The organism is Microbacterium imperiale, assembly GCF_017876655.1.
Classification (GTDB): domain Bacteria; phylum Actinomycetota; class Actinomycetes; order Actinomycetales; family Microbacteriaceae; genus Microbacterium; species Microbacterium imperiale.
In genome coordinates, this window is sequence record NZ_JAGIOK010000001.1 from 749,434 (window position 1) to 775,670 (window position 26,237).

The window sequence follows — 26,237 nt, forward strand, 5'->3', positions numbered from 1 at the left end:
CCAGCGTAGGCGGGGCCACCGACACGGCGGCCCGGCTTCGCTCAGAGCGTGCATCGCTCGGACGTCACCCGACGAGCCGCCGCCACAGGGCGTCCGTCTGCGCCGTCGTGTCGTCGAGGGAGCCGGAGGTGTCGATGACGACGTCCGCGATCGCCAGGCGCTGCTCATCCGGGACCTGGGCGGCGATGCGGTCCGCCGCTTGCGCCGCGGTCATCCCGCGCAGCCGCTGCAGCCGGTCCGCGCGCACCGCTGCGGGAGCGTGCGCCACGACGATGAGATCCCAGGGATCGTCGACGCGTGCTTCCACCAGCAGCGGCACGTCGTAGACGACCACAGCATCCTCCTGTGCCGCGAGCGCCGCATCGAAGCGTCTTTGCGACTCGGACCGCACGGCCGGATGGACGATCGCGTTGAGCCGCTCGCGCGCGGCGGCATCCGAGAACACGACCGCGGCGAGCGCCGCACGGTCGAGCTCCCCCGACGGCGCCAGCACCTGCGCGCCGAACTCCGCGGCGATGCGCTCGAGCACCTCGGAACCGGGCCGCTGCACGTCGCGCACGATCGCGTCCGCGTCGATGACGACCGCGCCGTGCTCCTCGAGACGACGGGCGATGGTGGACTTCCCCGACGCGATCCCGCCGGTCAGTGCGATCAAGGGCATACCCCGAGGATGCCACGCGCGTCAGCCCCGCCGCGATCCCGCGCTCCGGATACGATGAGACGAAAGAGAGACCTGCGGAAGGTGGGATCACCGTGGAGCGCACCGCCGTCGTCGTCGAAGACCAGGCCGACATCCGGAGTCTGCTGACGGCGATCCTGGAGTCCAGCGGCTACGCCGTGCACGGCGCCGAGAACGGCCTCGACGCGGTGGAGCTCATCCGTTCCGTATCGCCGGATGTCACGACGCTCGACGTCAACATTCCCGGCATCGACGGGTTCGAGGTGGCCCGACGGGTTCGCGAGTTCAGCGACACCTACATCATCTTCATCTCCGCCTTCGTCGAAGCGGGCGACGCGGAGCGCGGTCGCGCCGCCGGCGGTGACGAGTACCTCGGCAAGCCGTTCCGACCCCGCGATCTCAAAGCCCGGCTCGCCGCCATCCCGTCGCATCGCCGACGCGAGAGCTCTCCCGTCATCACCGATCCGATCAGCGCGGCGGCGCCGACCGAGCCGGCGCGCGTGAGCTTCGCCGATCTGGCCGTCGAACAGGGCGTGCTGCGTGTCGCCGACCTCGAGATCGGTGTCGCTCCGGTCGAGGCATCGGTGCTGCGTCAGCTCGTGGCGGCCAACGGACGCGCCCGCACGAAGGAGGAGATCGCGGTGGCTTTGCGCGCGCGCTCCCGGGCGGAAGCGGCCGATGCGGACGAGGTCCGAGCGGTCGAACGCGCTGTCGAGGGACTCCGTCGTGCCGTGAGCGCTGCGGGCTCGACGACGCAGATCGCCTCGGATCAGGGCACCGGGTACCGCCTCGTCGCGGGCTGAGTCCCGCTCCTCCACCCGTTCGCAGGAAGCTCAGACGGGCTCGGCCAGGAGCACCGCCGACGCGACGCCCGACGACGCACGGACCGCGGCTGATGAGGCGAGCTCGACGAGCCGGTCGGGATCGTAACCCCCCGCGTCGCTCAACGCGACACCGATCCCGATGGCGGGAAGCACGCCGCCCTCGACAGACGCGAGCGACTGGAACAGCGAGCGGTACAGCGTCATCGCCTGCCGTCTGGCGTCGAGCGCCGACGCCACGACCGTGATGACGCCGATCCGCTCCGTACCGGTCTCGCCGATCACGGCGAGCGTCGGCGCATTCTCGGTCATCGTCGCACGCCAAGTCCGCACGACCTCGTCGCGCACGTCCAGTCCGAACGCCGTCGAGATGTACTCCAGGCCCTCGAGCTCGATCACCGAGACCGCGAGCAGCTCCCGGCGCGCTTCGGCACGTCGCGCGTTGTTCGTCAGCGCCGAGGCGAACGCGGTCTCGGACAGGATGCCGCCGGCCGCATTCTCGCCGCCCTCGGAGCGATCGCTCCCCCGCAGACCGACACGGCCGGCCCGCAGGATCGACACGGTCACCACAGCGGTGATCGACAGGACCACGGTCAGGATGCTGGTGGCGACCGTGCCCACCCAGGTGTGGAACGTCTCGCCGTACCCCTGGGTCGCGACGATCACGACACGCGCACCGTAGAACAGTGACTCGATGCCGAACACGATCCCGAGCGGGAGAGCGGTTCTCGAGGCGCCGAGGGCCCGACGGAAGCACTCCACGGCCGCCGCCGCAGCGAAGACGCTCAGCCCGATGAACATCACGAACGCTCCGGACCAGTCGTCGCCACCCGTCCCGAACTCCGCGAGGGCGGCAACGGCGGTCGCGGCACCACCGACGGCGACCGCGATGCCGGGCAGGACCACCGGGCGGTGGTTGTAGCCGCGGCATCCGAGCCACATCAGGCCGGTGCCCACGACGGAGGAGGTGTTGCCGCCGACGACCGCCCACGAGGTGTCCGGCTGCGCGGCCCACACGACGTAGAACAAGGTCGTCAGCACCGCACCCAGAAAACCGGCCGCCCAGAACCGTCCGCTCTGGTCGGGGCGGCGAAGCAGGGTGTCGAACACGAACAGCACCGCGCACACCAGCACGACGACGGCCGTCACGAGCGAGACGGAGAACTGGTCGATCATGCGCCTGCTCCCGGTCGCCGCGTCGGCAGTGTCACGGTGAAGGTGGAGCCCACACCCAGCACACTGCTGACGGTGATGTCGCCACCGTGGCGACGCACGATGTCGCGGCTGATGGCGAGGCCGAGACCGTTGCCGGCCACCGCGGAATCGCGGACGGCGACGCCGCGGTAGTAACGCTGGAACACCGAACCGAGGTCCTCCTCGTTGAGCCCGACGCCGGAATCCTGCACGGCGATGATGGACCACTGGTCACCGACGGACGTGGCGACCGACACCCGCCCGCCGGGTCGGTTGTACTTCACCGCGTTCGAGAGCAGGTTGTCGAGGACCTGTCGGATTCGCACGGGGTCGGGGCGTAGGCGCGCGCGGGTTCGACACGGGATACGTCGATGGCGATCCCGCGCTCGCTGGCGCTCACCAGGATCGACTCGACCGCGGCGTTGACGTGTTCGGCCAGATCGACGTCCTCGGGCGCCACCGTGACCTGGGCGGCGGACCGGCTCTGGCTCGAGGCCGCCAGGACGTCTCCGACGAGGCTCAGCAGCTGATCGGCGTTGCGGTCCGCCACGCGCAGGTTCTCGAGCGCCGCCTCGGGGACCCCCGGTGTGTCCATCGCGAGCTCGAGATACCCGAGGATGGAGGTGAGCGGCGTGCGCAATTCGTGCGACACGGACGACACGAGAGCGTCGCGCTCGCGCGAAGCATCGGTCTCGGCGGTGACGTCGCGTGTGACGACGACGGCTCCGGAGTCGCGACCGTCGGGCTCGATGACGCGCCGGGACGAGACGCTCAGGACGCGACGACCTTCACCGCTGCCGACCTGGATGCGCGCATCCGTGAACGCCTCACCGCGACGCACCCGGGCCATCGGATGATCGTCCGGGGCCACCGGAGCCGACCCGTCGGCCGTGAACACCTCCGCCGCCGCGTTGGAACGCGAGCCGCGCAGCAGGCGCGCGTGGGCGTCGTTGATGATCGAGGCGGACCCGTCGGTCTCGATGCGCGCGACGCCGAAGTCCACGCGGTCGAGGGCCTCCGTCAGAACCTGCTCGTGGCGTCGAGCGCGCTCGAGCGACTGCGTCAGCACGGCGGCCTGCCGATCGAGCAGCAGCCGCTGGGCACTCGCTCGGCGGCTGCTCAGATACGTCGACGTGCCCACGGCGATCAGCAGCAGCGGCAGCAGAACGAATCCGAACGAGGAGGGCGTCACGCGGGTGATGAGGTCGACGACGGCGTATGCCGCCAGCGAGAGGACGATGCCGCTGATCCAGCCCGCGGTGCCGAACCCGCTCGCCAGCCAGATCACCGGGAACACCCAGAGGAGACCGAACCCGCCCGTGGGCTCCGCGATGCGCATGAGGGCGATCACCAGGATGTCGCCGATGGGGATGGCCGCGAGCCAGAGGGGCGGGATGCTCGCCCACGGCACGATGATGGCAACCGCCGTCAGCACGAAGACGCCGGTGACGGCGAGGAAGAACAGACCGGAGTCGCCCCGGAAGCCGACCGCGAGGCCGACGAGAGCGACGATGAGCACGACACTCGTGATGACGATCTGGTTCAGCATCGCCGATCGTGCCCGGTCGCCGTCGCTCAGGACAGCGTCGATCCAGCGCGCCGAGTGCGGCAGGACATAGGTCGCTCGCGTGCGCTCGGGCGCTTCGATGTCCATGGTCCGAAACTATCGCGTCTCCGGCCTCGACGCGCGCGTCCGTGGAGGGCGAGCCGCTCGCAGTACCGCCAAACGCCGGAAGGGCCGGAGCACGAGGCTCCGACCCTTCCGTCGATCAGATTCGACTCAGCGACCCGACAGCTTCTCACGCAGAGCGGCGAGAGCCTCGTCGTCGGCCAGCGTGCCGCCGCCGGTGCTCGCGGACTGGACGTCCGACGAGAACGACGAGCCGTTGTCCGCCGGAGCAGCGGCCTCGGCCTCGAGGGCCTTGGCCACGGCGGCCTTGTGGGCCTCCCAGCGACCCTGGGCCGCGGCGTACTCGGCCTCCCAGGCCAGACGCTGCTCATCGAAGCCTTCCTTCCACTGGTTGGTCTCCGGGTCGAAGCCCTCGGGGTACTTGTACTCCCCGTTCTCGTCGTACTCGGTGACCATGCCGTAGAGGGCGGGGTCGAACTCGGTGCCGTAGGGGTCGACCGACTCGTTCGCCTGCTTGAGCGAGAGCGAGATGCGACGACGCTCGAGGTCGATGTCGATGATCTTGACGAAGACCTCTTCGCCGACCGACACGACCTGCTCGGCGAGCTCGACGTGCTTACCCGAGAGCTCGGAGATGTGCACGAGGCCCTCGATGCCGTCCGCGACGCGGACGAACGCGCCGAACGGGACGAGCTTGGTGACCTTGCCCGGAGCGACCTGGCCGATCGCGTGCGTGCGGGCGAAGACCTGCCACGGGTCCTCCTGCGTCGCCTTCAGCGACAGCGAGACGCGCTCGCGGTCCAGGTCGACCTCGAGGATCTCGACGGTGACCTCCTGGCCGACCTCGACGACCTCGGACGCGTGCTCGATGTGCTTCCACGACAGCTCCGAGACGTGAACGAGACCGTCCACGCCACCGAGGTCGACGAACGCACCGAAGTTGACGATCGACGAGACGACACCCTTGCGAACCTGACCCTTGTGCAGGTTGTTGAGGAACGTGGTGCGCGACTCGGACTGCGTCTGCTCGAGCAGAGCGCGGCGCGAGAGCACGACGTTGTTGCGGTTCTTGTCGAGCTCGAGGATCTTCGCCTCGATCTCCTGGCCGAGGTACGGCGTGAGGTCGCGGACACGGCGCAGCTCGATGAGCGACGCGGGAAGGAAGCCGCGGAGGCCGATGTCGACGATGAGGCCACCCTTGACGACCTCGATCACGGAGCCGGTGACGACACCGTCGTTCTCCTTGATCTTCTCGACGTCGCCCCAGGCGCGCTCGTACTGCGCGCGCTTCTTGGAGAGGATGAGGCGGCCTTCCTTGTCCTCCTTCTGGAGAACGAGGGCTTCGACCTCGTCGCCGACCTTGACGACCTCGTTGGGGTCGACGTCGTGCTTGATGGAAAGCTCGCGCGAGGGAATGACACCCTCGGTCTTGTAACCGACGTCGAGGAGGACCTCGTCGCGGTCGATCTTCACCACGGTGCCTTCGATGAGGTCGCCGTCGTTGAAGAACTTCAGAGTCTTCTCGACCGCGGCCAGGAAGTCCTCAGCAGATCCGATGTCGTTGATAGCGACCTGCTTGGTGGCCGGGGCGGTCGTTGCGTTAGTCATGTAGTGGGTTGTCCTTGTTGGGTCAGGGTGTCGGGCCAGGACCGAATCGCCGCCATCGAATGGCGGCCCGGCCGAGGCGAGTGGTTGTGGATGGTACGTCGTGACGCATGGCGATGAAGCCACACGAGTGACGATCCAGGGTATCAGAGCGTGTCCGCGAGATTCCAGTCATCCAGCGGGCGAATGACGCCGCATTTCCTCCCCAACGTCCACCCTCCGCCGGTTCTTCCCCAGGTGAGCGGAACCGGCTCGTCTCAGTGCGTCGCACGGGCACCATCGGAGCGTGAATGCGACCGCTCCCTCCCCGCCCCCGTCCCGACCACCCGAGGGGTGGCGTATCGCCGCTGTCGCGGCATCCGTCTTCGGGCTCGGCTGCGTACTCCTCCTGATACCGAGCGTGGTCGCCGTCTTCCACGCACCGCAGGGACTCGGGGCCGGCGGCATGTTCGCTCTTCCCGTGATCCCGCTCGCACCGCTCGCCGCTGCCGTCGCGCTCGCGGCGGGCGCGGTCGGTGTGACGCGTCGAGATGCCGTCGCCATCGCGTTCGCCGGGGCCGGGCTGGTGTCTTCGGCGCTGGCGATGGCGGTCGTGGCCGTCCTGGGCGGGTACGGCATCCTCGCCTACCTGTGGGACGCGATCGTCACGCCGGGGTCTCGTCCGTGATTCCGTCCACGTACACCCAGCGGCCGCGTCGCCGTTCGAATCGGCTCACCTCGTGGAGCTCTCCACCGGCGCTGCCCGCCCGCCACCGCGCCCGAAACTCCACCACCCCCGTGTCGTCGTCGGCCCCGCCACGTGCTCGCTCGATCGTCAATCCGATCCATCGCATCGCGGGGTCGAGATCCAAGGCGCGAGGTCGCGTCGCCGGGTGCCACGTGCGCGCCAGGTACGGTTCGTCCCGCAATGCGAACGCGGTGTACCGCGAACGCATGAGCTGTTCCGCAGTGTCCGCGGCGGCGCCATCGAGCAGTGGGCCGCAGCAGGCCGAGAATCGAGCGCCGCTCCCGCAGGGACAGGATGCCGCGCCGCTCGGCCGCCCCCTGGTCGTCGCCTCACCGAACGACATGACTCTCCCCCGTGTTCGAACGCCGCATCCACCCAGCCTAGAAGTGCGCCTGTGGACAACTCGGACGCGTCATCCCGGCGCTGGTTACCGTCGTGCCATGCCCGTCCGCCATCGACTCGCCCTGCTGCTCCTCGCTTCGCTGGTCCTGACGACCGGATGCAGCGGCTCGGCTCCGTCCGCATCCCCCGCCCCGGCCACGCGAACTCCCGCGCCGATCGAGACGGCCAGCGACGAGGCCGCGTTCCGCGAAGCGGAGGCCACCTACCGCGCGTACGTCGACGCGCTCAACGCCGTCGACTTGTCCGACCCGGCCACCTTCGAGCCCGTGTTCGCCTTGACGACCGGGCGGGTGAACGAAGAAGACAGACGAGTTCTGTCGAATTATCACGCAGCTGGCGTGACCATGGACGGCTCGACGGAAATCACCCGCGTCATCCGGAAGCGTATCGATGGCGGTACCGCTCAGCTTTACGTTTGCATTGACGTCTCGTCTATAGAGGTACACGACAGGTCCGGACAGAGCCTCGTAGAAGCGGATCGCTCTCCCGTGCAACGCATGCTCGTCTCGGCAGTGAAGCAAGCAGGCCACCCCGGGCCAATGGTTCTCACCGACGTAGTGGGCACTAGCGAAGGACCAGCATGTTGATTCTGGCTCGGCTGATCACAGCCTTTCTCGTGTTGGCCGTAGCGTCGGTGGTCTCCAATCCCGACGATCGGCCGCGGGGCACTCTCGGCAGTTGGACCTCGACTGTCGATGAGGGTGCCGTGAATGTCGCCGCCGAGATGCACCTTGGCGCTCAACAGAGCAGACAGCAATCGTTCGCCTCGCCCTCAGACCGCACAGACCCGATCAAGCGCACTCCCGCACCCCGCGACTGCGGACCGCTCAACCGGTGCGATGACTTCACCGTCTCCCTGCTGCCGCAGGCGACGATCGCCGACGTCGCCTCCTTCGCGCCCGCTCCCGCCGAGCTCGTCAGCGAGCCCGCCGGGCTCGGCGTCGTGGGCCTGCCCACGAACTTCATCGTCACCGCGACCGAACACACCGCCACCGGAACGCTGTTCGACCTCCCGGTCACCGTGCGCTTCTCCTCGGAAGGGGTCACCATCGCACCGGGTGACGGATCGCGCATCTCCAGCGGTGGTGGCGGGCGCAGCTGGGGCGAACTCGGCGCGTCTCAATTCGCCCCCACCGACACGAGTCACACGTACACCGAGCGCGGCACGTACAGCGCCTCGGCCGTGGTGCACTACCGAGCCGAGGTCGATTTCGGACGCGGGTGGCGCCCCGTGCCCGGCACGCTCGACGTCGCGACCGGGCCGCACATGGTCCGGGTCCTGGAAGCCCGCGGCACCCTCGTGGAACGCACCTGCGACGAGGCGCCGCGAGGACCGGGATGCTGACGCTACGACATCCGCTCGTGCCAGGATGATGCGATGAGCGACCGCCTCATGCTGCTCGACAGCGCATCCCTGTACTTCCGTGCGTTCTTCGGCGTCCCCGACACCGTCCAGGCTCCCGACGGGCGGCCGGTGAACGCCGTGCGCGGTTTCCTCGACATGATCGCGAAGCTCGTCAGCACGTACGAGCCGACTGAGCTCGTCGCATGCTGGGATGACGACTGGCGGCCGCAGTGGCGCGTCGACCTGGTCCCCACCTACAAGACGCATCGGGTCGCCCAGCCGGTCGCAGCCGGTCCCGACGTGGAGGTCGTTCCCGACCCGCTCGAGGCCCAGGTGCCGATCATCCGCGAGGCGCTCGAAGCGCTCGGCATCCCGATCGTCGGAGCGGCGGAGCACGAAGCCGACGACGTGATCGGCAGCCTCGCGACGCAGTCTCGGCTGCCCGTCGACGTCGTCACCGGCGACCGCGATCTGTTCCAGCTGGTCGACGACGCCCGCGGCATCCGCGTCATCTACACGGGCCGCGGCATGAGCAACCTCGATGTCCTCACCGATGACGCGATCATCGCCAAGTACAACGTGCGGCCGGACCAGTACGCCGACTTCGCCACGATGCGCGGCGACGCATCCGACGGGCTGCCGGGCGTGGCCGGAGTCGGCGACAAGACCGCCGCCGCCCTCCTCGCCGCCCACGGCGACCTCGACGGCATCCTGGCCGCAGCCGAGCGAGGAGAGGGCATGACGGCTGGCGTGCGCGCGAAGATCGCAGCTGCTTCGGACTACCTCGCCGTCGCCCCGCAGGTGGTGCGGGTCGTGCGCGACCTCGAGCTGGGACCCGTCGATGCGCGCATCCGCGCGACCGGGCAGGATGTCGTCGACGACCTCGCCGCTCGCTGGGCACTCGGCACCGCGGCGACGCGGGCGGCGAAGGCCCTGCGCGCCCGCGCTTGAGGTCAATCCGGCGCTGATCAGCCCCGGTCGCGCCCCGTCCACTCGCGCAGTCGTTCGAGGGGCCAGGTCGTCACGATCCGATCAGCGGGAACACCGAGCTGCTCTGCCCGAGCCGCTCCGTAATCGATGAGCGACAGTTGCCCGGGAGCATGGGCATCCGAGTCGATGCTGAACAGACACCCGGCCTCCAGCGCCTGCGCGATCAGCTCGTCGGGCGGATCCTGACGCTCCGGGCGCGAGTTGATCTCCACCGCCACCCCCGCCTTCGCGCACGCCGCGAAGACCGGCGCGGGATCGAAGTCCGACGGCGGACGCGTGCCCCGGCTGCCCTCGACCAACCGCCCCGTCACGTGTCCGAGAACGTCCACGCGCGGATCGGATGCCGCCGCCACGAGGCGTCGCGTCATGGCCGACCGCGGCATCCGCAGCTTCGAATGCGCCGACGCGACGACCACGTCGAGCTGGCGAAGCAGCTCGTCCTCCTGATCGAGCGACCCGTCGTCGAGGATGTCGACCTCGATGCCGCTGAGCAGCGTGAACCCATCGCCGCTCATGCCGGCCACGACCTCCAGCTGCTCGCGGAGCCGCTCGGGCGAGAGGCCGCGCGCCACACGCAGCCTCGGCGAATGATCCGTCAGCGCGAGGTATTCGTGACCGAGCGCCCGGGCTGCCGCGACCATCTCGTCGATGGGTGTCAGTCCGTCAGACCACTCGGAGTGACTGTGCAGATCGCCGCGCAGCCGCCGCCGCAGCTCGCCGGCCGGCACCACGCCGCGACGCTCGCGCAGATCGGCCAGGTAACCGGGCACCCGGCCGGCGCGGGCTTCGACGATGACCTCGAGCGTCCGCTCCCCGATGCCCGGTCGTCGCCGCAGCGACGCGGTGTCGTCGAGTTGCGCGTCGGTCAGCGCGCGAATGGTCTCGGCTGCCGCCCGGAAGGCCTTCGACTTGTAGCGCGATGACCGCTCGCGCTCGAGGAGCTCCGCGATCTCGGTCAGAGCGTCGATGGGGTTCATGCGCACACACGCCGGAAGCCCGTGCCGGAGCACGGGCCCCGTCCTCTCCGATCTAGCCGGAGGTGACCGCCGTACGGCGGACGACCACCGGAGCCGAGGCCAGGCGATGGGTCGCGAAGCCGAAGATGATCGACAGGATACCCACCCCCATCGCGAAGGCGGCGACACCGAACGACACCACCGAGGTGAACAGCGACGCCCGCAGGAACGACGCGTTCATCATCGTCGCGCGCATCGGGTCGTCCTGGCCCAGCTCGGCGTAGGTCTTGCCACCCGACGCCTCGAGCGCGTGATGCTGGATGATGTCGGCCTGCACGTATGCGGTGAACGGCCCGGCGACAGTCTGTCCCTGGAACGCCGCGGCGTCATCGGGGACGGTGATGTTCTCGGCGCGCAGCTGCGACGAGACGAGCGACCAGACGACGATGCCGCCGATGATCAGCACCACGCCCCCGAGCATGCCCAGGATGCCCAGGATCTTGACCAGGCCGGTACGGCGGACGGGCGCTTCCACCGTGTCGGCGGAGGGGCTTGCGGTAGTGGACATCGGTTCCTCCTCGGGTGCGTTGAGCCTCACGCTATGCCCACCGAGGAAGCGCCCGTTCGCCGGACGCCGTGAATAATCGATGTGGTCTGACCTCAGGCCTTCGTGGCGGCGATCCAGCGCTCCAGGGTGCCCGCAGCCGCACCGGAATCGATGGCCTCGGCGGCCGTCTGCATGCCCTCCGCGAGACGCTCGAGGATGGGACGCTGCACCTGCGCGGCATCCCGCCACAGCCGGTACGACACGATCCCGGCTGCGGCGTTGAGCAGCACGATGTCGCGCACCGGGCCGCTCTCGCCCTCGAGCACGCGGCGCACCACCTGCGCGTTGTGATCGGGATCACCGCCGAGCAGATCCTCGATGCGCGCGAGGGGCACGCCGAGGTCCCGCGGGTCGAGGTCGTGCTCGTGGATGTCGCCTCGGCTGACTTCCCAGATCCGGCTGTGGCCGGTGGTCGTGAGTTCGTCGAGCCCGTCGTCGCCTCGGAACACCAGGGCGGTCGCGCCGCGGGTCCGGAAGACGCCGGTGATCAGCGGCACGCGGTCGAGGTGCGCGACACCGACGGCGTTCGCTTCGGCCCGAGCCGGATTGCACAGGGGTCCGAGGAAGTTGAACACGGTCGGGATGCCGAGCTCGGAGCGACTCGCGCCCGCATGGCGGAACCCGGGGTGGAAAGCCGACGCGAAGGCGAACGTGATGCCCGCCTCGCCGAGAACCCGCGCCACGTCGGCCGGTTCGAGCGAGAGGTCGATGCCGAGGGCGCCGAGCACGTCCGAGGAGCCTGATTTCGAGCTCGCCGCCTTGTTCCCGTGCTTGACCACGGGGATGCCGCTGGCAGCAGCGACGATCGACGCCATCGTCGACACGTTGACCGTTCCGAACCGATCGCCACCCGTCCCCACGATGTCGAGCGCGTCGGTGGGAACCGGCAGCGGCAGCGCCGCTTCGAGGATCGCGTCGCGGAACCCGACGATCTCGTCGACGGTCTCCCCCTTGGCGCGCAGCGCGACGAGGAAGCCGGCCAGCTGGGCGTCGGTGGCACGGCCCGCCATGACCTCGCGCATAGCCCACGTGGCGTCCGACACGCTGAGGTCGCGCCCTTCGAGAAGGTCCGTCAGGATGTCGCGCCATGCGTGCTGAGCCATGGCACACGATCCTATCGGCCGGTTCTGGGGCGGTTTTCGGCGGACTCTTAGGTTGCCCTAACCGCCATTGAGTCCGGATCGACCTTCAGCGATGCAGAAACCACCCTCTGAATCGGCCATAATGGATGCCGTGACGACCACTCCAGCGACGTATTCCCAGGCCCTGCGCTCGGTCAAGCGGCCGGACCCGGTCGCCGTGGGCACCATCGTGTGGCTCGGCAGCGAGGTGATGTTCTTCGCGGGCCTCTTCGCGATCTACTTCACCCTGCGCAACACCTCTCCCGAGCTGTGGGCCGACCGCACCGAACTGCTGAACATCCCGTTCGCCGCGGTCAACACCCTCATCCTGGTGCTGTCGTCGGTCACGGCGCAGATCGGTGTCCACAACGCCGAGCACTTCCGCCCGTACCGCTCGGGCACGATCTGGAACCTGCGCAAGTGGGGCATGGTCGAGTGGTTCTTCCTCACCTTCGTGATGGGCGCCATCTTCGTGTCCGGTCAGGTCTGGGAGTACGCGACGCTCATCGCCGAGGGCATGCCGATCCAGGCTGACTCGTACGCCTCCGCGTTCTACATCACCACGGGCTTCCACGCGCTGCACGTCACCGGTGGCCTCGTGGCCTTCCTCCTCGTCATCGGGCGCGCCTTCGCCGTCAAGAACTTCGGCCGGAAAGAGATGACCTCCGCGATCGTCGTGTCGTACTACTGGCACTTCGTCGACGTGGTGTGGCTCGTCCTGTTCGCCGTCATCTACTTCCTGAAGTAACCGGAGCTGAATCACTCATGGCATCCAAGAACCCGCGCCGTAACGGAGGCCGCCGCAGCAAGTGGGCGGCCGCCGCGCTGATCGGCATCGGCCTGCTCGTCACCGGCGGCGGATACGCCGGCGCGTCCGCTGCGATGGCCGCGGGCGACAACACGACGCAGACCTCCTCCACGCTCACCGTCGAGGACGGCAAGAAGCTGTTCCAGGCCAACTGCGCCACCTGCCACGGGCTCAACCTCGAGGGCACGAACGACGGCCCGTCGCTGTACGGCGTCGGCGAGCTGTCGGTCGAGTTCCAGGTGGCCACGGGTCGTATGCCGCTGCAGATGCAGGGCCCTCAGGCTCCGCAGAAGCCGGTCCAGTTCACGCAGGAGCAGATCGAGGCCATCGCTGCCTGGGTGCAGTCCGAGGCCCCCGGCCCGACGTACCCCGAGTCCGAGGTGCTCGACGGCGAAGGTGACGTGTCGCACGGCGCCGAGCTCTTCCGCATCAACTGCGCGATGTGCCACAACGTCGCGGGTGCCGGTGGCGCACTCACGGAGGGCAAGTACGCTCCCCCGCTGACGACCACCTCGCCGCTGCACATGTACGCAGCCATGGTCACCGGGCCGCAGAACATGCCTGTCTTCAACGACATGACCCTCACCACCGAGGAGAAGCGCGACATCATCAGCTACCTGATGATCCGCCCGACCGAGAACTCGCCCGGCGGCTTCTCGCTCGGCTCCCTCGGCCCCGTCTCGGAGGGTCTGTTCATCTGGATCTTCGGCATCGGCGCCCTCGTCGCGATCTCGGTGTGGATCACCGCGAAATCGAACTGAGAACCGTGACGATCGAAGCAACGCACAAGGAGCAAAATGGCTGACGAGAAGGCGCCCGAGCAGGTTCCTGCTTCCCTGGTGCCCTCATCGGGGCTCGCCGTCGCGGTGTCTGACCCGGTGCACAACCCCGGGCTCGCACCCCACCGCAAGCGCATGACCGACAAGGACCCGGCCGCCATGGCGCGCGCCGTGCGCACCGTGTACACGCTGTTCTACCTGTCGGCGGCAGCGAGCATCTGGGCGGTGGCCGCGTACCTCATCTTCCCCATCGAGAGCGGCCTCATCGCCGACATCCGACGGAACAACCTCTTCATCGGTCTCGGAATCGCCACCGCGCTCCTGGCCATCGGCATCGGCGCGATCCACTGGTCGAAGGCCGTCATGCGCGACACCGAGTTCATCGAGGAGCGCCACTCCACGCGCGGTAGCGAGAGCACCCGCGCCGCGGCCGTGCAGGTCTTCGCGGACGCGAACGAGGAGTCGGGCTTCGGTCGTCGCACGATGGTTCGCAACTCGCTGTTCGTGGCCCTCGCGGCGTCGATCCTGCCGGGTGTGACCCTGTTCCGCGGCCTGGCCCCGCACAGCTCCCCCGAGCACCCGCACGCCGGTGACCCCGTGTACCTGCTCAAGCACACGATGTGGGAAGAGGGCATGCGCTTGGCGCACGACCCGACCGGGAAGCCGATCCGCGCCGCCGACCTCACCCTCGGCTCCGCCGTGCACGTCATCCCCGAGTCCCTCGCGACGCTCTCGCACCACGACGGCTACCTCGAGGAGAAGGCCAAGGCGATCGTCCTGCTCATGCGCCTGCTCCCCGAGCAGCTGAACGAGGCCGACGACCGCAAGGACTGGTCGTACGACGGCATCGTCGCGTACTCGAAGGTCTGCACGCACGTCGGTTGCCCCGTGGCTCTGTACGAGCAGCAGACCCACCACCTGCTCTGCCCCTGCCACCAGTCGCAGTTCGACGTGACCAACCACGCCGCCGTCATCTTCGGCCCGGCTGCACGTCCGCTGCCCCAGCTCCCGATCACCGTCGACGACGAGGGCTACCTGATCGCACGCAGCGACTTCACCGAACCCGTCGGCCCGAGCTTCTGGGAGCGTCATTGAGCACCTCCACCCACCCCACGGAGAACGTCACCACCGCTCCTGCGGTTCACGCTGACGGACCGACCCGCCCCGCGGACAAGCCGCTCGGCGGCAAGTTCGTCGGCGGCGTCGCGAACTACCTCGACGAGCGCACGAGCATCTCGGGCCTGGTCAAGGAACTCGGCCGCAAGATCTTCCCCGACCACTGGTCGTTCATGCTCGGCGAGATCGCACTGTGGTCCTTCGTCGTCGTCCTGCTCTCGGGAACGTTCCTGACGTTCTTCTTCGAGGCGTCGATGGCTGAGACCCACTACTACGGCGCCTACGCCCCGATGCGAGGTCTCGAGATGTCGGCCGCGATGGCCTCCACCCTCGAGATCTCGTTCGACGTCCGCGGCGGTCTGCTGGTCCGCCAGCTGCACCACTGGGCCGCCCTCGTCTTCGTCGCCGGAATCGGCGTGCACATGCTGCGCGTCTTCTTCACCGGCGCGTTCCGCAAGCCCCGCGAGCTGAACTGGGTGATCGGCTTCATCCTCTTCATCCTCGCGATGGCCGAGGGCTTCACCGGCTACTCGCTGCCTGACGATGTCCTCTCGGGCAATGGTCTGCGCATCATCGACGGCATGATCAAGGGCATCCCGCTGATCGGCACCTGGACCTCGTTCCTCCTCTTCGGTGGCGAGTTCCCGGGCACCGAGATCGTCGGCCGCCTCTACGCGCTGCACATCCTGCTGCTGCCCGCGATCCTCGTCGCGCTGCTCGCGCTGCACCTGATGCTGATGATCGTCAACAAGCACACGCAGTTCGCCGGCCCTGCTCGGACCAACAACAACGTCGTCGGTTACCCGATGATGCCGGTCTACATGTCGAAGATGGGTGGCTTCTTCTTCATCGTCTTCGGTGTGCTGGTCCTCGTCGCGGCCCTGTTCACGATCAACCCGATCTGGAACTACGGCCCGTACGACCCCTCCCCCGTGTCGGCTGGTACGCAGCCCGACTGGTACATCGGCTTCGCGGACGGCGCCCTGCGTCTCATCCCGCCGCACTGGGAGTTCGTGCTGTTCGACCGCACGTGGTCGCTGAACATCCTCGTTCCGCTCGTCGGCCTCGGTGTGTTCATCGTCCTGGTCATGGTCTACCCCTTCATCGAGGCGTGGATCACGGGCGACAAGCGCGAGCACCACATCGCGGAGCGTCCGCGCAACGCGGCCACGCGTACTGCCATCGGTGCCGCCGGTGTGACGTTCTACGCGGTCCTGTGGGCAGCGGCATCCTCCGACATCGTGGCGACGCACTTCCACCTCACGATGGAAGGCGTGATCCACGCGCTGCAGGCCCTGCTGTTCGTCGGCCCGGTCGTCGCCTACTTCGTCACGAAGCGCATCTGCATCGCGCTGCAGAAGAAGGACCGCGAGATCGCGCTGCACGGCTTCGAGTCCGGCCGCATCGTCCGCCTGCCCGGTGGCGAGTACATCGAGGTCCACCAGCCCGTCGACGAGTACGAGCTCGTGAAGCTCGTGGACTACACGACGAACGCTCCCCTGGTGGTGCGGCCGAACGACAAGGGCCGCATTCCGTGGCACGAGAACCTGCGTGCGGGCCTCTCGCGCTGGTTCTTCGAGGACCGCCTCACGCCGCTCACGCAGGCGGAGCTGGATGCCGCTCGCGCCCACGCTCATCACGACCTCGAGCACATCGCCGAGGAGGAGCAGGCAGAGCTCCGGGGCGCCCATGAGCGCGCCGGCGTGCCGGAGGCTCCTCTGCACCCCATCGAGGATGGCAAGGGCGTGGAGACGGCGAACCGCCCCTCCAACGTGATCGTCCCCGATGAGGACGACGAGGATGCCGACGGCAAGGGATCGCGGAAGAGCTGATCCCGGACTGTCCGGATTACGGCGGGGTGTGACCGATCGGTCGCACCCCGCCGTTCGTTCACCTGCGTAGCGTGTGACTCATGACCGATGCACTCACCTACTTCACGGCAAAGCTCGAGCACGAGACCGACCCCTCGGACGTGTTCGAGGCACAACGCGCCGGCGAGGAGTTCGTTCTCGTCGACGTCCGCAGTTCGGATGCCTGGGCTCAAGGCCACGCCGTGGGGGCCATCCACCTGCCCCGCCCCGAGATTGCCAGCCGCGCGACGGCCGAGATCGACCGCGACGTTGAGGTCATCGTGTACTGCTGGAGCCCGGGCTGCAACGGCGGCACCCGCGCTGCCATCGAGTTCGCCAAGCTCGGATACCGCGTCCGCGAAATGATCGGCGGATTCGAGTACTGGGCGCGTGAGGGCTACCCCGTCGCGAACGCCAACGGCCCCCTCCCCCGCACCTACGACCCCCTGGTCGCCCTCGTACGCTCCTGAAACGACGGGAAGCTACGGCGAGGCGACGACCGGAGGGCCGTGGAGGACATCGCGTGCGGGAACAAGTCCGAGAACGGCAGGTCGCTCGAACCAGGCGGGGCGATGAGGATCCCGGTGATCTTGCCGGAGCCGTTGTAGGCGATGCGACCGATTCATTCACCAGTCGGTTGGCGAGCCTGCCCAACGGCGTGCTGCCGTCCGCCGTCTGCACCGTCGCATCGACGTCAGCTGGGCGAACACCTCGCTCGTTCGGTGCAAGAGGTCCGTAACTGGCGCTGCCGTCGTGTCTCTCTCATCCTTGCCGGAGCAACTCGTCGGCCTGGCGCATCATCCGGACCTCGTCGTCCGAGCGAGACTGCGATTGTTCCCCGCCGGCCTCGCCGAGAGAGGCGAGCTCGACAAGCGAGGGGCCGCTCTTCGATGATCCGCTCATGAGATGAGACTCAGGGCGCGACTCGTGAGCGTCGACAAAAGGATGACGGTCACATGGCCATGAGGGCCCCCGTTGAGGCCGGATGCCGGAGGGCACCCACAGGAGGGCGGCATCCCGACGCAAACGACAGACGGCCACCGCACCGGAGTGCGATGGCCGTCGTGGCGCGCGGGTGATCAGCGCGCGAAGTAACCGCGGTAGTACTCGTAGACCCAGCCGACGATCGCGACCACGAAGATCGCGAAACCGATCGGGAGCAGGAACTGACCGACCGCGAGACCGATGATGAACACGGCAGCCGCGAAGGCCAGGACGAGCGGCCACCAGGACCACGGGCTGAACTCGCCGATCTCGGGGTCACCGTCGTCGATGTCAGCGGTGAGCGAGTCCTCGGGCAGTTCCCCGCCCTGAGCCTTGTGCACGCGCGACACGTAGAACGCGATCATCGCGCCCATGAAGCCGGTGAACAGCAGCGCGGTCGATCCGACCCACTCGATGCGGTGCCACCAGACGCCCTGGTCAGTGTGGGCGACGAGGCTCCACACGGTGTAGGTGATGAACACCGCGAAGAAGAAGCCGGTGAGCACCCACCAGAGGTTGATGTTGGTCTTCACGTCTTACTTCACCTCTCCATCGGCGACATCCACAACCGGCGCATCGGGGGCGTCCTTCGCGGGGCCCACGCCGACCGGGATGGCGGCCTCGGGGTGGTTCAGGTCGAAGGCCGGACGCTCGCTGCGGATGCGCGGGATCGACGTGAAGTTGTGGCGCGGCGGCGGGCAGCTGGTTGCCCACTCGAGAGATGCGCCGTAGCCCCAGGGATCGTTCACGGTCACCTTCGGCGCGCTGCGCGAGGTGATCCAGACGTTCAGGAAGAACGGGATCATCGAGGCACCGAGGACGATCGCGCCGATCGTGGAGACCTGGTTCTGCCACGTCCAACCGTCGGCGGCCGAGTAGTCGGCGTAGCGGCGGACCATGCCGTCGACGCCCAGCCAGTGCTGGATGAGGAACGTCATGTGGAAGCCGATGAACAGCATCCAGAAGTGCACCATTCCGAGGCGCTCGTTGAGCATCCGGCCGGTCCACTTCGGCCACCAGAAGTAGAAGCCCGCGAACATCGCGAACACGACGGTGCCGAAGACGACGTAGTGGAAGTGCGCCACGACGAAGTACGAGTCCGACAGGTGGAAGTCGAGCGGCGGCGAGGCGAGGATGACGCCGGTGAGGCCACCGAAGACGAACGACACGAGGAAGCCCAGGGTGAACACCATCGGGGTCTCGAACGTGACCGATCCGCGCCACATCGTGCCGATCCAGTTGAAGATCTTCACGCCCGTCGGAACGGCGATGAGCATCGTCATGAGGGCGAAGAACGGCAGCAGGACGGCGCCCGTGACGTACATGTGGTGCGCCCACACCGCGACCGAGAGGGCCGCGATCGCGATCGTGGCGTAGATCAGCGTCTTGTATCCGAAGATCGGCTTGCGGCTGAACACCGGCAGGATCTCGGACACGATGCCGAAGAACGGCAGCGCGATGATGTACACCTCGGGGTGCCCGAAGAACCAGAACAGGTGCTGCCAGAGCAGGACGCCGCCGTTGGCCGGGTCGTAGATGTGGGAGCCGAGAACACGGTCGGATGCGGCCGCGAAGATCGCCGCGGCGAGCACCGGGAACGCCATCAGGACCAGGATGCTGGTGACCAGCGTGTTCCACGAGAAGATCGACATTCGCCACATGGTGAGGCCGGGCGCACGCATCGTGATGATCGTGGTGATGAAGTTCACCGCACCGAGGATCGTGCCGAAGCCGCTCAGACCGAGGCCGAGCATCCACAGGTTGCCACCGGCACCGGGTGAGAACGTGGCGTTAGCGAGGGGCTGATACGCGAACCATCCGAACGAGGCCGCACCCTGCGGGGTGAGGAAGCCCGAGATCGCGATGATCGAGCCGAAGAGGAACAGCCAGAAGGCGAACGCGTTCAGTCGCGGGAACGCGACGTCGGGAGCGCCGAGCTGCAGCGGCAGGATCGCGTTGGCGAAGCCGGCGAAGAGCGGGGTCGCGAACATGAGCAGCATGATCGTGCCGTGCATCGTGAACAGCTGGTTGTACTGCTCCTTGGTCGGCACGACCTGCATCCCGGGCTCGAACAGCTCCGCACGGATGATGAGGGCCATCACGCCGCCCAGGAGGAAGAACAGCACCGAGGCGATCAGGTACATGTACCCGATCGTCTTGTGGTCGGTGGAGGTGATCCACTTGACGATGATGTTGCCCTTCTGCTCGACGCGCGACGCGCTGAGCAGCGCCGCCTGTCGAGGAGGCAGGGTGGTCGGGCGGCCCGCAGGCTGTTCGCCCTGGAGCGGAAGTGTCGTCGCCATCAGTGGCTTCCCTCGGCTGTTTCGGTGACCGCTCCCGTGCCCGGGAAGTTCTGCAGGCGGTCGTAGACGTCGTTGATGTCGCCGGTCTGGTCGGCGTCGCGCAGCGTCTGGAGGTAGTCCTCGTACTCCTGCTCGGAGACGACCTCGACGTTGAAGAGCATCATCGAGTGGTATTCACCGCAGAGCTCGGCGCACTTGCCGGCGAACGTACCCTCGCGGGTGGGGACGAACGACCACGAGTTGGTGTCGCGTCCGGGGTACATGTCCTTCTTGTAGAGGAAGTCGATGACCCAGAAGGAGTGCTGGACGTCGCGCGACTGCAGGTTGATCTTCACCGTCTTGTTGACGGGCAGGACCAGCGTGGGCAGTGCGGATTCGTCACGGTCGCCGTTGGCGGCCGGCTGCGCCTGGACACCCATCGTCCAGACCGCGTCGGAGTTGTCTTCCTCTTCGCCGTTGTACTGGAAGTCCCACGCCCACTGCTTGCCGATCGCGGTGATCGACACGTCGGGGTCCTCGTACTGGGTCTCGATGATCGACTGGTCGCGCGCGGTGAACGCGAAGAACCCGATCACGAGGATCAGCGGCACGATCGTGTAGAAGATCTCGATCGGCATGTTGTACCGGAGCTGGACCGGAAGACCGGTCTGGCCGCGCCGACGACGGTAGGCGATGGCGGCGAAGGCCATGAGCCCCCACGTGATGACACCCACCGCGAGGAGGACGATCCACGAGTTCACCCAGAGGCCGGAGACCATCTCGGTGCGGTTGGTGGCGGGCGTGCCGTCTTCGGTGAAGCCCGGGAGGTAGCCGTTCAGCTCCGTCGGTGTACAAGCTGCGAGGGAGACTGCCGTGACGATCCCGAGCGGGATCACGGCCCAGCGGAGGCGGCGTTTGAAGCGCACAGTGCACCTTTCCGGGACGAATGGTTCGACCTTCAGTCTAGGGCAAGCTTTCACCCGATTCAGGCCATCCATTCAGGATGTCGGCGACGCGGACCGTCGCACGGGAGCGGTTCAGTGGAAGCTGTCACCGCACGCGCAGGACCCCGCGGCGTTGGGGTTGTCGATCGTGAAGCCCTGCTCCGAGATCGTGTCCTTGAAGTCGATGGTCGCCCCGTCGAGGTACGGGACGGACATGTCGTCGACGATGACCTCGACGCCGTCGAAGTCGACCGTCTGGTCGCCGTCGAGGAAGCGCTCGTCGAAGTAGAGCTGGTAGATGAGTCCGCTGCATCCACCCGGCTGGACGGCGACGCGCAGACGCAGGTCGTCACGGTTCTCCTGCGAGAGCAGGCTCTTCACCTTGAGCGCCGCCTCATCGGTCAGCGAGACGCCGTGCGCACGGACGGTTTCGGACGTGGCGATGTCGGTCATGATTCTCCCGAGGTGTCGGGCCGCAGACAGGCGGCCGGTGCCACGATTCTACGCGCGGCACCGGCCGACGGGGCGCTCTCCCCCGCGATCGCGGAACAGATCAGAGCGGCGTCGCGTCCAGCCGCTCGAGCAGGAGCGCTTCCGACACCAACGCGTGGCGGAACGTGTCGAGATGCAGCGACTCGTTCGGGCTGTGCGCCCGGGCGTGTGGGTCCTCGACGCCCGTGACGAGGATCTGCGCGTCGGGGAACTCCCGCACCAGATCGGCGATGAAGGGGATCGATCCTCCGACGCCGATGTCGACCGGCTCCACTCCGTAGCCCGTGGCCAGCGCGGCGCGAGCGTGCGAGACCGCGCTGCCGCTGGTGTCGACGAGGAAGGGGTTGCCGGTTTCGACGTCTCTGAAGGTCAGCTCCGCACCGAAGGGAGCGTGGGCGCGCAGGTGCGCCTCGATCGCCTGGTACGCCTCGTCGGCCGACTGGCCCGGGGCGACGCGCGCAGAGATGACGACGGACACCTCTGGGCTGAGGGTGTTCGAGGCGTTGCGGACACTGGGGGCGTCGATGCCGGTGACGGTGATGGAGGGCTTGTTCCAGATGCGCGACAGGATCGGACCGGTGCCGATGGGCGAGACGCCGGCGGGCAGACCCGCTTCCGAGCGCAGGGTCTCTTCGGAGTACTCCGGAGTCTCGGCCTCGCGCTCGCGCAGTCCGTCGACGGCGACGGCGCCCTCGTCGTCCCACAGCGTCCCCAGCAGCTTCACCGTTGCCAGCATCGCGTCGGGCACGGCGCCGCCGAACATGCCCGAGTGCGACGCGTGCTCGAGCGTGCGCACCGTCATCGTGAAGCGCGCGTTGCCGCGCAGCGACACGGTGAGCGCGGGCGTGGTCGCGTCCCAGTTGCCCGAGTCGGCCACGACGATGACGTCGGCGCGCAGCGCGTCGGCGTTGTCCGAGAGGAAGGACCCGAACGACGCCGACCCGGCCTCCTCCTCCCCTTCGATGAAGAGATTGACACCGAGATCGAATTCGGGGCCGAGCGCCTCGACGAGTGCACGCAAGGCTCCGACGTGGGCCATGACGCCGGCCTTGTCGTCCGCGGCACCGCGTCCGTACAGGCGCCCGTCGCGAACGGTCGGCTCGAACGGAGCGGACTCCCACAGGCCCTCGTCACCCACGGGCTGCACGTCGTGGTGGGCATACAGCAGGATCGTGGGCCGCCCGTTGCGCGCGGCGCGGGTCGCCAGCACCGCCGGCATCCCCTGCTCGCCCGTCGACGGGATCGTCGCGGTCGCGACCTCGACCCGCTCGAAGATGCCGAGGCCCTCGGCCAGACTCGCGACGGCCGCGGCGCTGCGTTCGACCTCGGCCCGGTCGAATCCCGGGAAGGCGACGGACGGGATACGCACGAGCGCCCCGAGGTCGGCCAGGGCGGCGGGAACAACGGAGAGGGCGGCGTCGCGCACGGCGGCGGACCGAGGAGATTCGGAGGTCATGCGGGTAATCTTATGAGGCACGTTCGTCGCAGAACCCGAGGATCCCCGTGGCCAAAACTCCCTCCGCCCCCGCTCCGGACGACGCCGCTCCGGCGTCGACGGGCTCCGGCAAGAACCGTCCCACCCCGAGCCGCGCCGCCCAGGAGGCGGCCCGCAAGCGTCCGCTGGTGCCCGACACCAAGGAGGCGAAGGCGCGCGCCCGCGCCGAGCTCGCCGAGCGACGCGACAAGGCCCGTATCGGTATGGCCAACGGAGACGAGCGGTACCTTCCGGTCCGCGACAAGGGGCCGCAGCGCCGCTTCGTCCGCGACTACGTCGATGCCGGATGGCACTTGGGCGAGCTCGTCATGGGCGCGATGGTGCTCGTCATCATCGTGACCTTCCTCGGCTCGAACGCCGTCACCTTCTACGCGTTCATCGCCCTCTGGGCCTTCATCCTGCTCGTCATCGGAGACATGGTGATCACGAGCATCCGCGTGAAGAAGGCCGCCCGAGCCAAGTTCGGTGCCGAGCGCATGGAGAAGGGCCTCGGCTGGTACGGCGCGATGCGCTCGATCCAGATGCGCTTCATGCGCCTGCCCAAGCCGCAGGTCAAGCGCGGCCAGCGCCCCGCCTGAGCTGCACGAGCCCGCGATTGATCTGCCGCGCCCACAGCGGGCCGCGGTAGATGAACGCCGTGTACCCCTGAACCAGATCGGCGCCGGCGTCCAGGCGCTCCTGGACGTCGGCGGCCGTCTCCACTCCCCCGGCCGCGATCACGCAGAACCCCTGCGGAACGGCGGCTCGCACGAGGCGCAGCACCTCGAGTGAGCGACGGCGCAGCGGAGCACCCGAAAGACCGCCGGCGCCGATCTGCGCAAGGCGATCGTCATCGGTGATCAGTCCGTCGCGGGCGATCGTCGTATTCGTGGCGATGAGTCCCGCCAGGCCGGTCTCGACGGCGAGGGACGCGATGGCCGTGACCTCGTCGTCGGCGAGGTCGGGGGCGATCTTCACGAGCAGTGGCGTCGCGCCGGCGGCATCCCGTACCGCCTCGAGCAGCGGGCGCAGCGTGTCGACGGCCTGCAGGCCCCGCAGACCCGGGGTGTTCGGGGATGACACGTTCACGACGAGGTAGTCCGACTCGGGCGCGATCAGCTTCGTGCTCGTGACGTAGTCCGCCGTGGCGTGCTCGACGTCGACGATCCGGCTCTTGCCGATGTTCGCGCCGATGACGGGACGACGGCCGGCGCGCCGCAGCCGGCGGAGCCGGGATGCCGCAGCGGCGGCGCCCCGATTGTTGAAGCCCATCCGGTTGATCAGCGCCCGGTCGGAGACGAGGCGGAACAGCCGAGGGCGCGGGTTGCCCTGCTGCGGCACCGCCGTGACGGTGCCGATCTCGACATGCCCGAACCCGAGAGCACCCAAGCCGCTCACCATGACCGCGTTCTTGTCGAAGCCTGCGGCCACTCCGAAGGGCGAGTCGAACACGCGCCCGAGCGCCTCGACGCGGAGCGACGGGTCGGGCGCCGTGAGCCGGCGGACAACCGCTGAGAAGGGCGGGACGCCCAGGACGCGGATGACGGGCACCACGAGGTGGTGAGCCGTCTCGGGGTCCATGCGGGAGAAGACGGTGCGGAAGATGAACGGGTACATCGCCGTCCAGCCTAGAGCGAGCTCGCGTCCTCCACTGTCCGAGCGGACCGGTGATCAGCGCGGAGCTGCTCGATAGCCGCCTCGAAGTCCTCGAGCGTGTCGAACGCCTGGTAGACGCTCGCGAATCGGAGGTACGCGATCTCGTCGAGGTTCCGCAGCGGGCCGAGGATGGCCAGCCCGATCTCGTTGGTGTCGATCTGCGACGACCCCGTCTGGCGGACCGTCTCTTCGACCTCCTGCGCGAGGAGCGCGAGATTCGCCTCGGTGACAGGACGCCCCTGGCAGGCCTTGCGGACTCCCGACATCACCTTCTCGCGGCTGAACGGCTCGATGACGCCGGAGCGCTTGATGACGTTGAGGCTGGCCGTCTCGATGGTCGAGAAGCGCCCGCCGCACTTCGGGCACTGGCGGCGCCGACGGATGCTGAGGCCGTCATCGCTCGTGCGCGAGTCGATGACGCGGGAATCGGGGTTGCGGCAGAAAGGGCAATGCATGGCGAGCCCAGATTACGCGTCGAATCGGGCCGATACGGCCTCACCGTGGGCCGGCAGCTGCTCGGATGCCGACAGCGCGACGATCCCGTCGTGCACCTCGCGCAGCGCATCGCGGTCGTACGACACCACCTGCTGCGATCGCAGGAAGGTCGCCGCCCCCAGACCCGCGGCGTAGCGCGCCTGACCGCCCGTCGGCAGGACGTGATTGCTCCCGGCGAGGTAGTCGCCCAGGCTCACCGGCGTGTGCGCGCCGACGAAGACTGCACCGGCGTTCACGAAATCCTCCGGGCGCGGGTCGGCGAGGTGCAGCTCGAGGTGCTCGGGGGCGTAGGCGTTCGAGAAGGCGGTCGCGGCGGCGAGGTCGTCGACGAGGACGATCGCCGACTGCGGGCCCGCGAGCGCGACCGCGACGCGTTCGGCGTGGCGGGTCCGTGACGCCCGTGCAGCGGCACGTTCGGCGACGGATGCCGCGAGCTCGGGCGACGCAGTGACGAGCACAGCGGCGGCCTGCTCGTCGTGCTCCGCCTGGCTGACCAGATCGGCCGCGACCAGCTCGGGGTCGGCGGAGTCGTCCGCGACGATGAGGATCTCGGTCGCGCCGGCCTCCGAGTCGGTGCCGACGACGCCGGCGACGACGCGCTTCGCCAGCGCCACGAAGTTGTTGCCCGGGCCGGAGATGACGTCGACGGGGTCGAGGCCGAGGTCCGGCACGCCGTACGCGAAGGCGCCGATCGCGCCTGCTCCGCCCATCGCGTAGACCTCCGAGACGCCGAGCAGGCGGGCGGCGGCGAGAATCACCGGGTGCACGCGGCCGTCGTGGTCGCGCTGCGGCGGTGAGGCGAGCGCGACGGTCGTCACGCCGGCGACCTGCGCCGGGACGACGTTCATGACGACGCTCGAGGGATAAACCGCCTTGCCGCCCGGCACGTAGACGCCGACGCGGCGCACGGGACGCCAGCGCTGCTCGACGCGGGCGCCGGGTCCGAGCTCGGTGACGCGGTCCGGCGGCACCTGGGCCGCCGACGCGAGGCGTACGCGACGGATCGACTCCTCGATGGCGGAACGCACCGTCGCGTCGAGTCCATCCAGCGCCTCGTCGAGGTGCTCGACGGGGACGCGCACGGCATGGCCCTCGACGCCGTCGAACCGTGCCGCCTGCTCACGCAGCGAGGTCTCGCCGCGCGACGCGACGTCGTGGACGATCTCGGCGGCCGTGGCGAGGGCCAGACCGCGTGCCGCCTCGGCGCGAGGGACGGCGGCGAGCAGCTCGGCGGCCGTGAGTTCACGGCCGCGCAGGTCGATGGTGCGCATCGTTCCAGG

28 protein-coding genes are annotated in these 26,237 nt (G+C 68.5%); 11 read left to right on the forward strand and 17 right to left on the reverse strand.

What is annotated here, in order from left to right; translation table 11 throughout:
* Window positions 1-64: 64 nt before the first annotated feature.
* Entirely contained in the window at window positions 65-661 is a 597-nt protein-coding gene (gene coaE, locus JOF37_RS03670) for a dephospho-CoA kinase (protein WP_210005171.1), read from the reverse strand.
* Window positions 662-753: 92 nt separating this feature from the next.
* Between coaE and JOF37_RS03675 the strand changes: the two genes are divergently transcribed.
* A complete protein-coding gene (locus JOF37_RS03675) occupies window positions 754-1,482 on the forward strand; it encodes a response regulator transcription factor (RefSeq protein WP_210005173.1) in 729 nt (242 codons plus the stop codon).
* 30 nt (window positions 1,483-1,512) lie between these two features.
* Here JOF37_RS03675 and JOF37_RS03680 read toward each other — a convergent pair whose 3' ends face one another.
* From JOF37_RS03680 to rpsA, 4 genes are all read right to left on the reverse strand, one after another.
* Window positions 1,513-2,676, reverse strand: coding sequence for a diguanylate cyclase domain-containing protein (locus JOF37_RS03680; RefSeq protein ID WP_210005177.1), 1,164 nt, complete (start codon window positions 2,674-2,676; stop codon window positions 1,513-1,515).
* Window positions 2,673-3,020, reverse strand: a complete 348-nt coding sequence (locus JOF37_RS03685; RefSeq protein WP_210005179.1) for a sensor histidine kinase — start codon at window positions 3,018-3,020, stop codon at window positions 2,673-2,675. Before JOF37_RS03685 ends, JOF37_RS03680 begins: the two co-directional genes overlap by 4 nt.
* Window positions 2,975-4,348 carry a histidine kinase dimerization/phospho-acceptor domain-containing protein gene (locus tag JOF37_RS03690; protein WP_210005181.1) on the reverse strand — a complete coding sequence of 458 codons (1,374 nt, stop codon included), beginning with the start codon at window positions 4,346-4,348 and terminating at the stop codon, window positions 2,975-2,977. Before JOF37_RS03690 ends, JOF37_RS03685 begins: the two co-directional genes overlap by 46 nt.
* 126 nt (window positions 4,349-4,474) lie before the next feature.
* Window positions 4,475-5,932 carry a 30S ribosomal protein S1 gene (gene rpsA, locus JOF37_RS03695; protein WP_210005182.1) on the reverse strand — a complete coding sequence of 486 codons (1,458 nt, stop codon included), beginning with the start codon at window positions 5,930-5,932 and terminating at the stop codon, window positions 4,475-4,477.
* Window positions 5,933-6,215: 283 nt separating this feature from the next.
* On the opposite strand from rpsA, the gene JOF37_RS03700 reads away from it, so the two are divergent.
* Window positions 6,216-6,596, forward strand: a complete 381-nt coding sequence (locus tag JOF37_RS03700) for a hypothetical protein (protein WP_210005187.1) — start codon at window positions 6,216-6,218, stop codon at window positions 6,594-6,596.
* Here the strand turns inward: JOF37_RS03700 and JOF37_RS03705 are convergent.
* A complete protein-coding gene (locus tag JOF37_RS03705) occupies window positions 6,574-6,999 on the reverse strand; it encodes a YchJ family protein (RefSeq protein ID WP_210005191.1) in 426 nt (141 codons plus the stop codon). The two genes, JOF37_RS03700 and JOF37_RS03705, sit on opposite strands and share 23 nt — an antisense overlap.
* 97 nt (window positions 7,000-7,096) lie before the next feature.
* Between JOF37_RS03705 and JOF37_RS03710 the strand changes: the two genes are divergently transcribed.
* The 3 genes from JOF37_RS03710 to JOF37_RS03720 all read left to right on the forward strand — a co-directional run bounded on the left by JOF37_RS03710 (window position 7,097) and on the right by JOF37_RS03720 (window position 9,354).
* The gene (locus JOF37_RS03710) at window positions 7,097-7,645 is read left to right on the forward strand and encodes a hypothetical protein (RefSeq protein WP_210005194.1); all 549 of its coding nucleotides are present in this window, start codon (window positions 7,097-7,099) and stop codon (window positions 7,643-7,645) included.
* Between the two features lie 119 nt (window positions 7,646-7,764).
* Window positions 7,765-8,403, forward strand: a complete 639-nt coding sequence (locus JOF37_RS03715; protein ID WP_210005196.1) for a hypothetical protein — start codon at window positions 7,765-7,767, stop codon at window positions 8,401-8,403.
* A 33-nt stretch (window positions 8,404-8,436) separates the two neighbouring features.
* Entirely contained in the window at window positions 8,437-9,354 is a 918-nt protein-coding gene (locus tag JOF37_RS03720) for a 5'-3' exonuclease (protein ID WP_210005199.1), read from the forward strand.
* A gap of 17 nt (window positions 9,355-9,371) precedes the next feature.
* On the opposite strand, the gene JOF37_RS03725 is transcribed toward JOF37_RS03720, so the two are convergent.
* The 3 genes from JOF37_RS03725 to trpD all read right to left on the reverse strand — a co-directional run bounded on the left by JOF37_RS03725 (window position 9,372) and on the right by trpD (window position 12,059).
* A complete protein-coding gene (locus JOF37_RS03725; protein WP_210005201.1) occupies window positions 9,372-10,370 on the reverse strand; it encodes a PHP domain-containing protein in 999 nt (332 codons plus the stop codon).
* Between the two features lie 52 nt (window positions 10,371-10,422).
* Window positions 10,423-10,917: an aromatic ring-opening dioxygenase LigA gene (locus JOF37_RS03730; RefSeq protein WP_210005203.1), complete on the reverse strand. Its 495-nt coding sequence runs from the start codon at window positions 10,915-10,917 to the stop codon at window positions 10,423-10,425.
* Between the two features lie 92 nt (window positions 10,918-11,009).
* Complete coding sequence (gene trpD / locus JOF37_RS03735; protein ID WP_210005205.1) at window positions 11,010-12,059, reverse strand: anthranilate phosphoribosyltransferase; 1,050 nt, start codon at window positions 12,057-12,059, stop codon at window positions 11,010-11,012.
* Window positions 12,060-12,180: 121 nt separating this feature from the next.
* Between trpD and ctaE the strand changes: the two genes are divergently transcribed.
* The 5 genes from ctaE to JOF37_RS03760 all read left to right on the forward strand — a co-directional run bounded on the left by ctaE (window position 12,181) and on the right by JOF37_RS03760 (window position 17,100).
* Window positions 12,181-12,825, forward strand: a complete 645-nt coding sequence (gene ctaE, locus JOF37_RS03740) for an aa3-type cytochrome oxidase subunit III (protein WP_210005207.1) — start codon at window positions 12,181-12,183, stop codon at window positions 12,823-12,825.
* 17 nt (window positions 12,826-12,842) lie between these two features.
* The gene (gene qcrC / locus JOF37_RS03745; RefSeq protein WP_210005209.1) at window positions 12,843-13,646 is read left to right on the forward strand and encodes a cytochrome bc1 complex diheme cytochrome c subunit; all 804 of its coding nucleotides are present in this window, start codon (window positions 12,843-12,845) and stop codon (window positions 13,644-13,646) included.
* Window positions 13,647-13,682: 36 nt separating this feature from the next.
* The gene (gene qcrA / locus JOF37_RS03750; protein WP_210005211.1) at window positions 13,683-14,759 is read left to right on the forward strand and encodes a cytochrome bc1 complex Rieske iron-sulfur subunit; all 1,077 of its coding nucleotides are present in this window, start codon (window positions 13,683-13,685) and stop codon (window positions 14,757-14,759) included.
* Complete coding sequence (qcrB, locus tag JOF37_RS03755) at window positions 14,756-16,612, forward strand: cytochrome bc1 complex cytochrome b subunit (protein ID WP_210005212.1); 1,857 nt, start codon at window positions 14,756-14,758, stop codon at window positions 16,610-16,612. The genes qcrA and qcrB overlap by 4 nt, the downstream gene beginning before the upstream one ends.
* A gap of 80 nt (window positions 16,613-16,692) precedes the next feature.
* Window positions 16,693-17,100 carry a rhodanese-like domain-containing protein gene (locus JOF37_RS03760; protein WP_210005213.1) on the forward strand — a complete coding sequence of 136 codons (408 nt, stop codon included), beginning with the start codon at window positions 16,693-16,695 and terminating at the stop codon, window positions 17,098-17,100.
* A gap of 609 nt (window positions 17,101-17,709) precedes the next feature.
* On the opposite strand, the gene JOF37_RS03765 is transcribed toward JOF37_RS03760, so the two are convergent.
* From JOF37_RS03765 to JOF37_RS03785, 5 genes are all read right to left on the reverse strand, one after another.
* The gene (locus tag JOF37_RS03765) at window positions 17,710-18,147 is read right to left on the reverse strand and encodes a cytochrome c oxidase subunit 4 (RefSeq protein WP_210005214.1); all 438 of its coding nucleotides are present in this window, start codon (window positions 18,145-18,147) and stop codon (window positions 17,710-17,712) included.
* A 3-nt stretch (window positions 18,148-18,150) separates the two neighbouring features.
* Window positions 18,151-19,917: an aa3-type cytochrome oxidase subunit I gene (ctaD, locus tag JOF37_RS03770; RefSeq protein ID WP_210005215.1), complete on the reverse strand. Its 1,767-nt coding sequence runs from the start codon at window positions 19,915-19,917 to the stop codon at window positions 18,151-18,153.
* A complete protein-coding gene (gene ctaC / locus JOF37_RS03775) occupies window positions 19,917-20,822 on the reverse strand; it encodes an aa3-type cytochrome oxidase subunit II (RefSeq protein WP_210005216.1) in 906 nt (301 codons plus the stop codon). The genes ctaD and ctaC overlap by 1 nt, the downstream gene beginning before the upstream one ends.
* A 111-nt stretch (window positions 20,823-20,933) precedes the next feature.
* Window positions 20,934-21,293 carry an iron-sulfur cluster insertion protein ErpA gene (erpA, locus tag JOF37_RS03780; protein ID WP_210005223.1) on the reverse strand — a complete coding sequence of 120 codons (360 nt, stop codon included), beginning with the start codon at window positions 21,291-21,293 and terminating at the stop codon, window positions 20,934-20,936.
* Window positions 21,294-21,393: 100 nt separating this feature from the next.
* A complete protein-coding gene (locus JOF37_RS03785; protein ID WP_210005226.1) occupies window positions 21,394-22,788 on the reverse strand; it encodes a dipeptidase in 1,395 nt (464 codons plus the stop codon).
* Between the two features lie 47 nt (window positions 22,789-22,835).
* Here JOF37_RS03785 and JOF37_RS03790 point away from each other — a divergent pair, with 47 nt between their 5' ends.
* The gene (locus JOF37_RS03790) at window positions 22,836-23,405 is read left to right on the forward strand and encodes a DUF3043 domain-containing protein (protein ID WP_210005228.1); all 570 of its coding nucleotides are present in this window, start codon (window positions 22,836-22,838) and stop codon (window positions 23,403-23,405) included.
* On the opposite strand, the gene JOF37_RS03795 is transcribed toward JOF37_RS03790, so the two are convergent.
* From JOF37_RS03795 to hisD, 3 genes are read right to left on the reverse strand one after another with little or no spacing between them, the layout of a single operon-like run.
* Window positions 23,380-24,423: a quinone-dependent dihydroorotate dehydrogenase gene (locus tag JOF37_RS03795; protein ID WP_210005230.1), complete on the reverse strand. Its 1,044-nt coding sequence runs from the start codon at window positions 24,421-24,423 to the stop codon at window positions 23,380-23,382. The genes JOF37_RS03790 and JOF37_RS03795 overlap by 26 nt on opposite strands.
* 11 nt (window positions 24,424-24,434) lie before the next feature.
* A complete protein-coding gene (gene nrdR / locus JOF37_RS03800) occupies window positions 24,435-24,917 on the reverse strand; it encodes a transcriptional regulator NrdR (RefSeq protein ID WP_210005234.1) in 483 nt (160 codons plus the stop codon).
* A 12-nt stretch (window positions 24,918-24,929) separates the two neighbouring features.
* Window positions 24,930-26,228, reverse strand: a complete 1,299-nt coding sequence (hisD, locus tag JOF37_RS03805) for a histidinol dehydrogenase (RefSeq protein ID WP_210005236.1) — start codon at window positions 26,226-26,228, stop codon at window positions 24,930-24,932.
* Window positions 26,229-26,237: the final 9 nt, after the last annotated feature.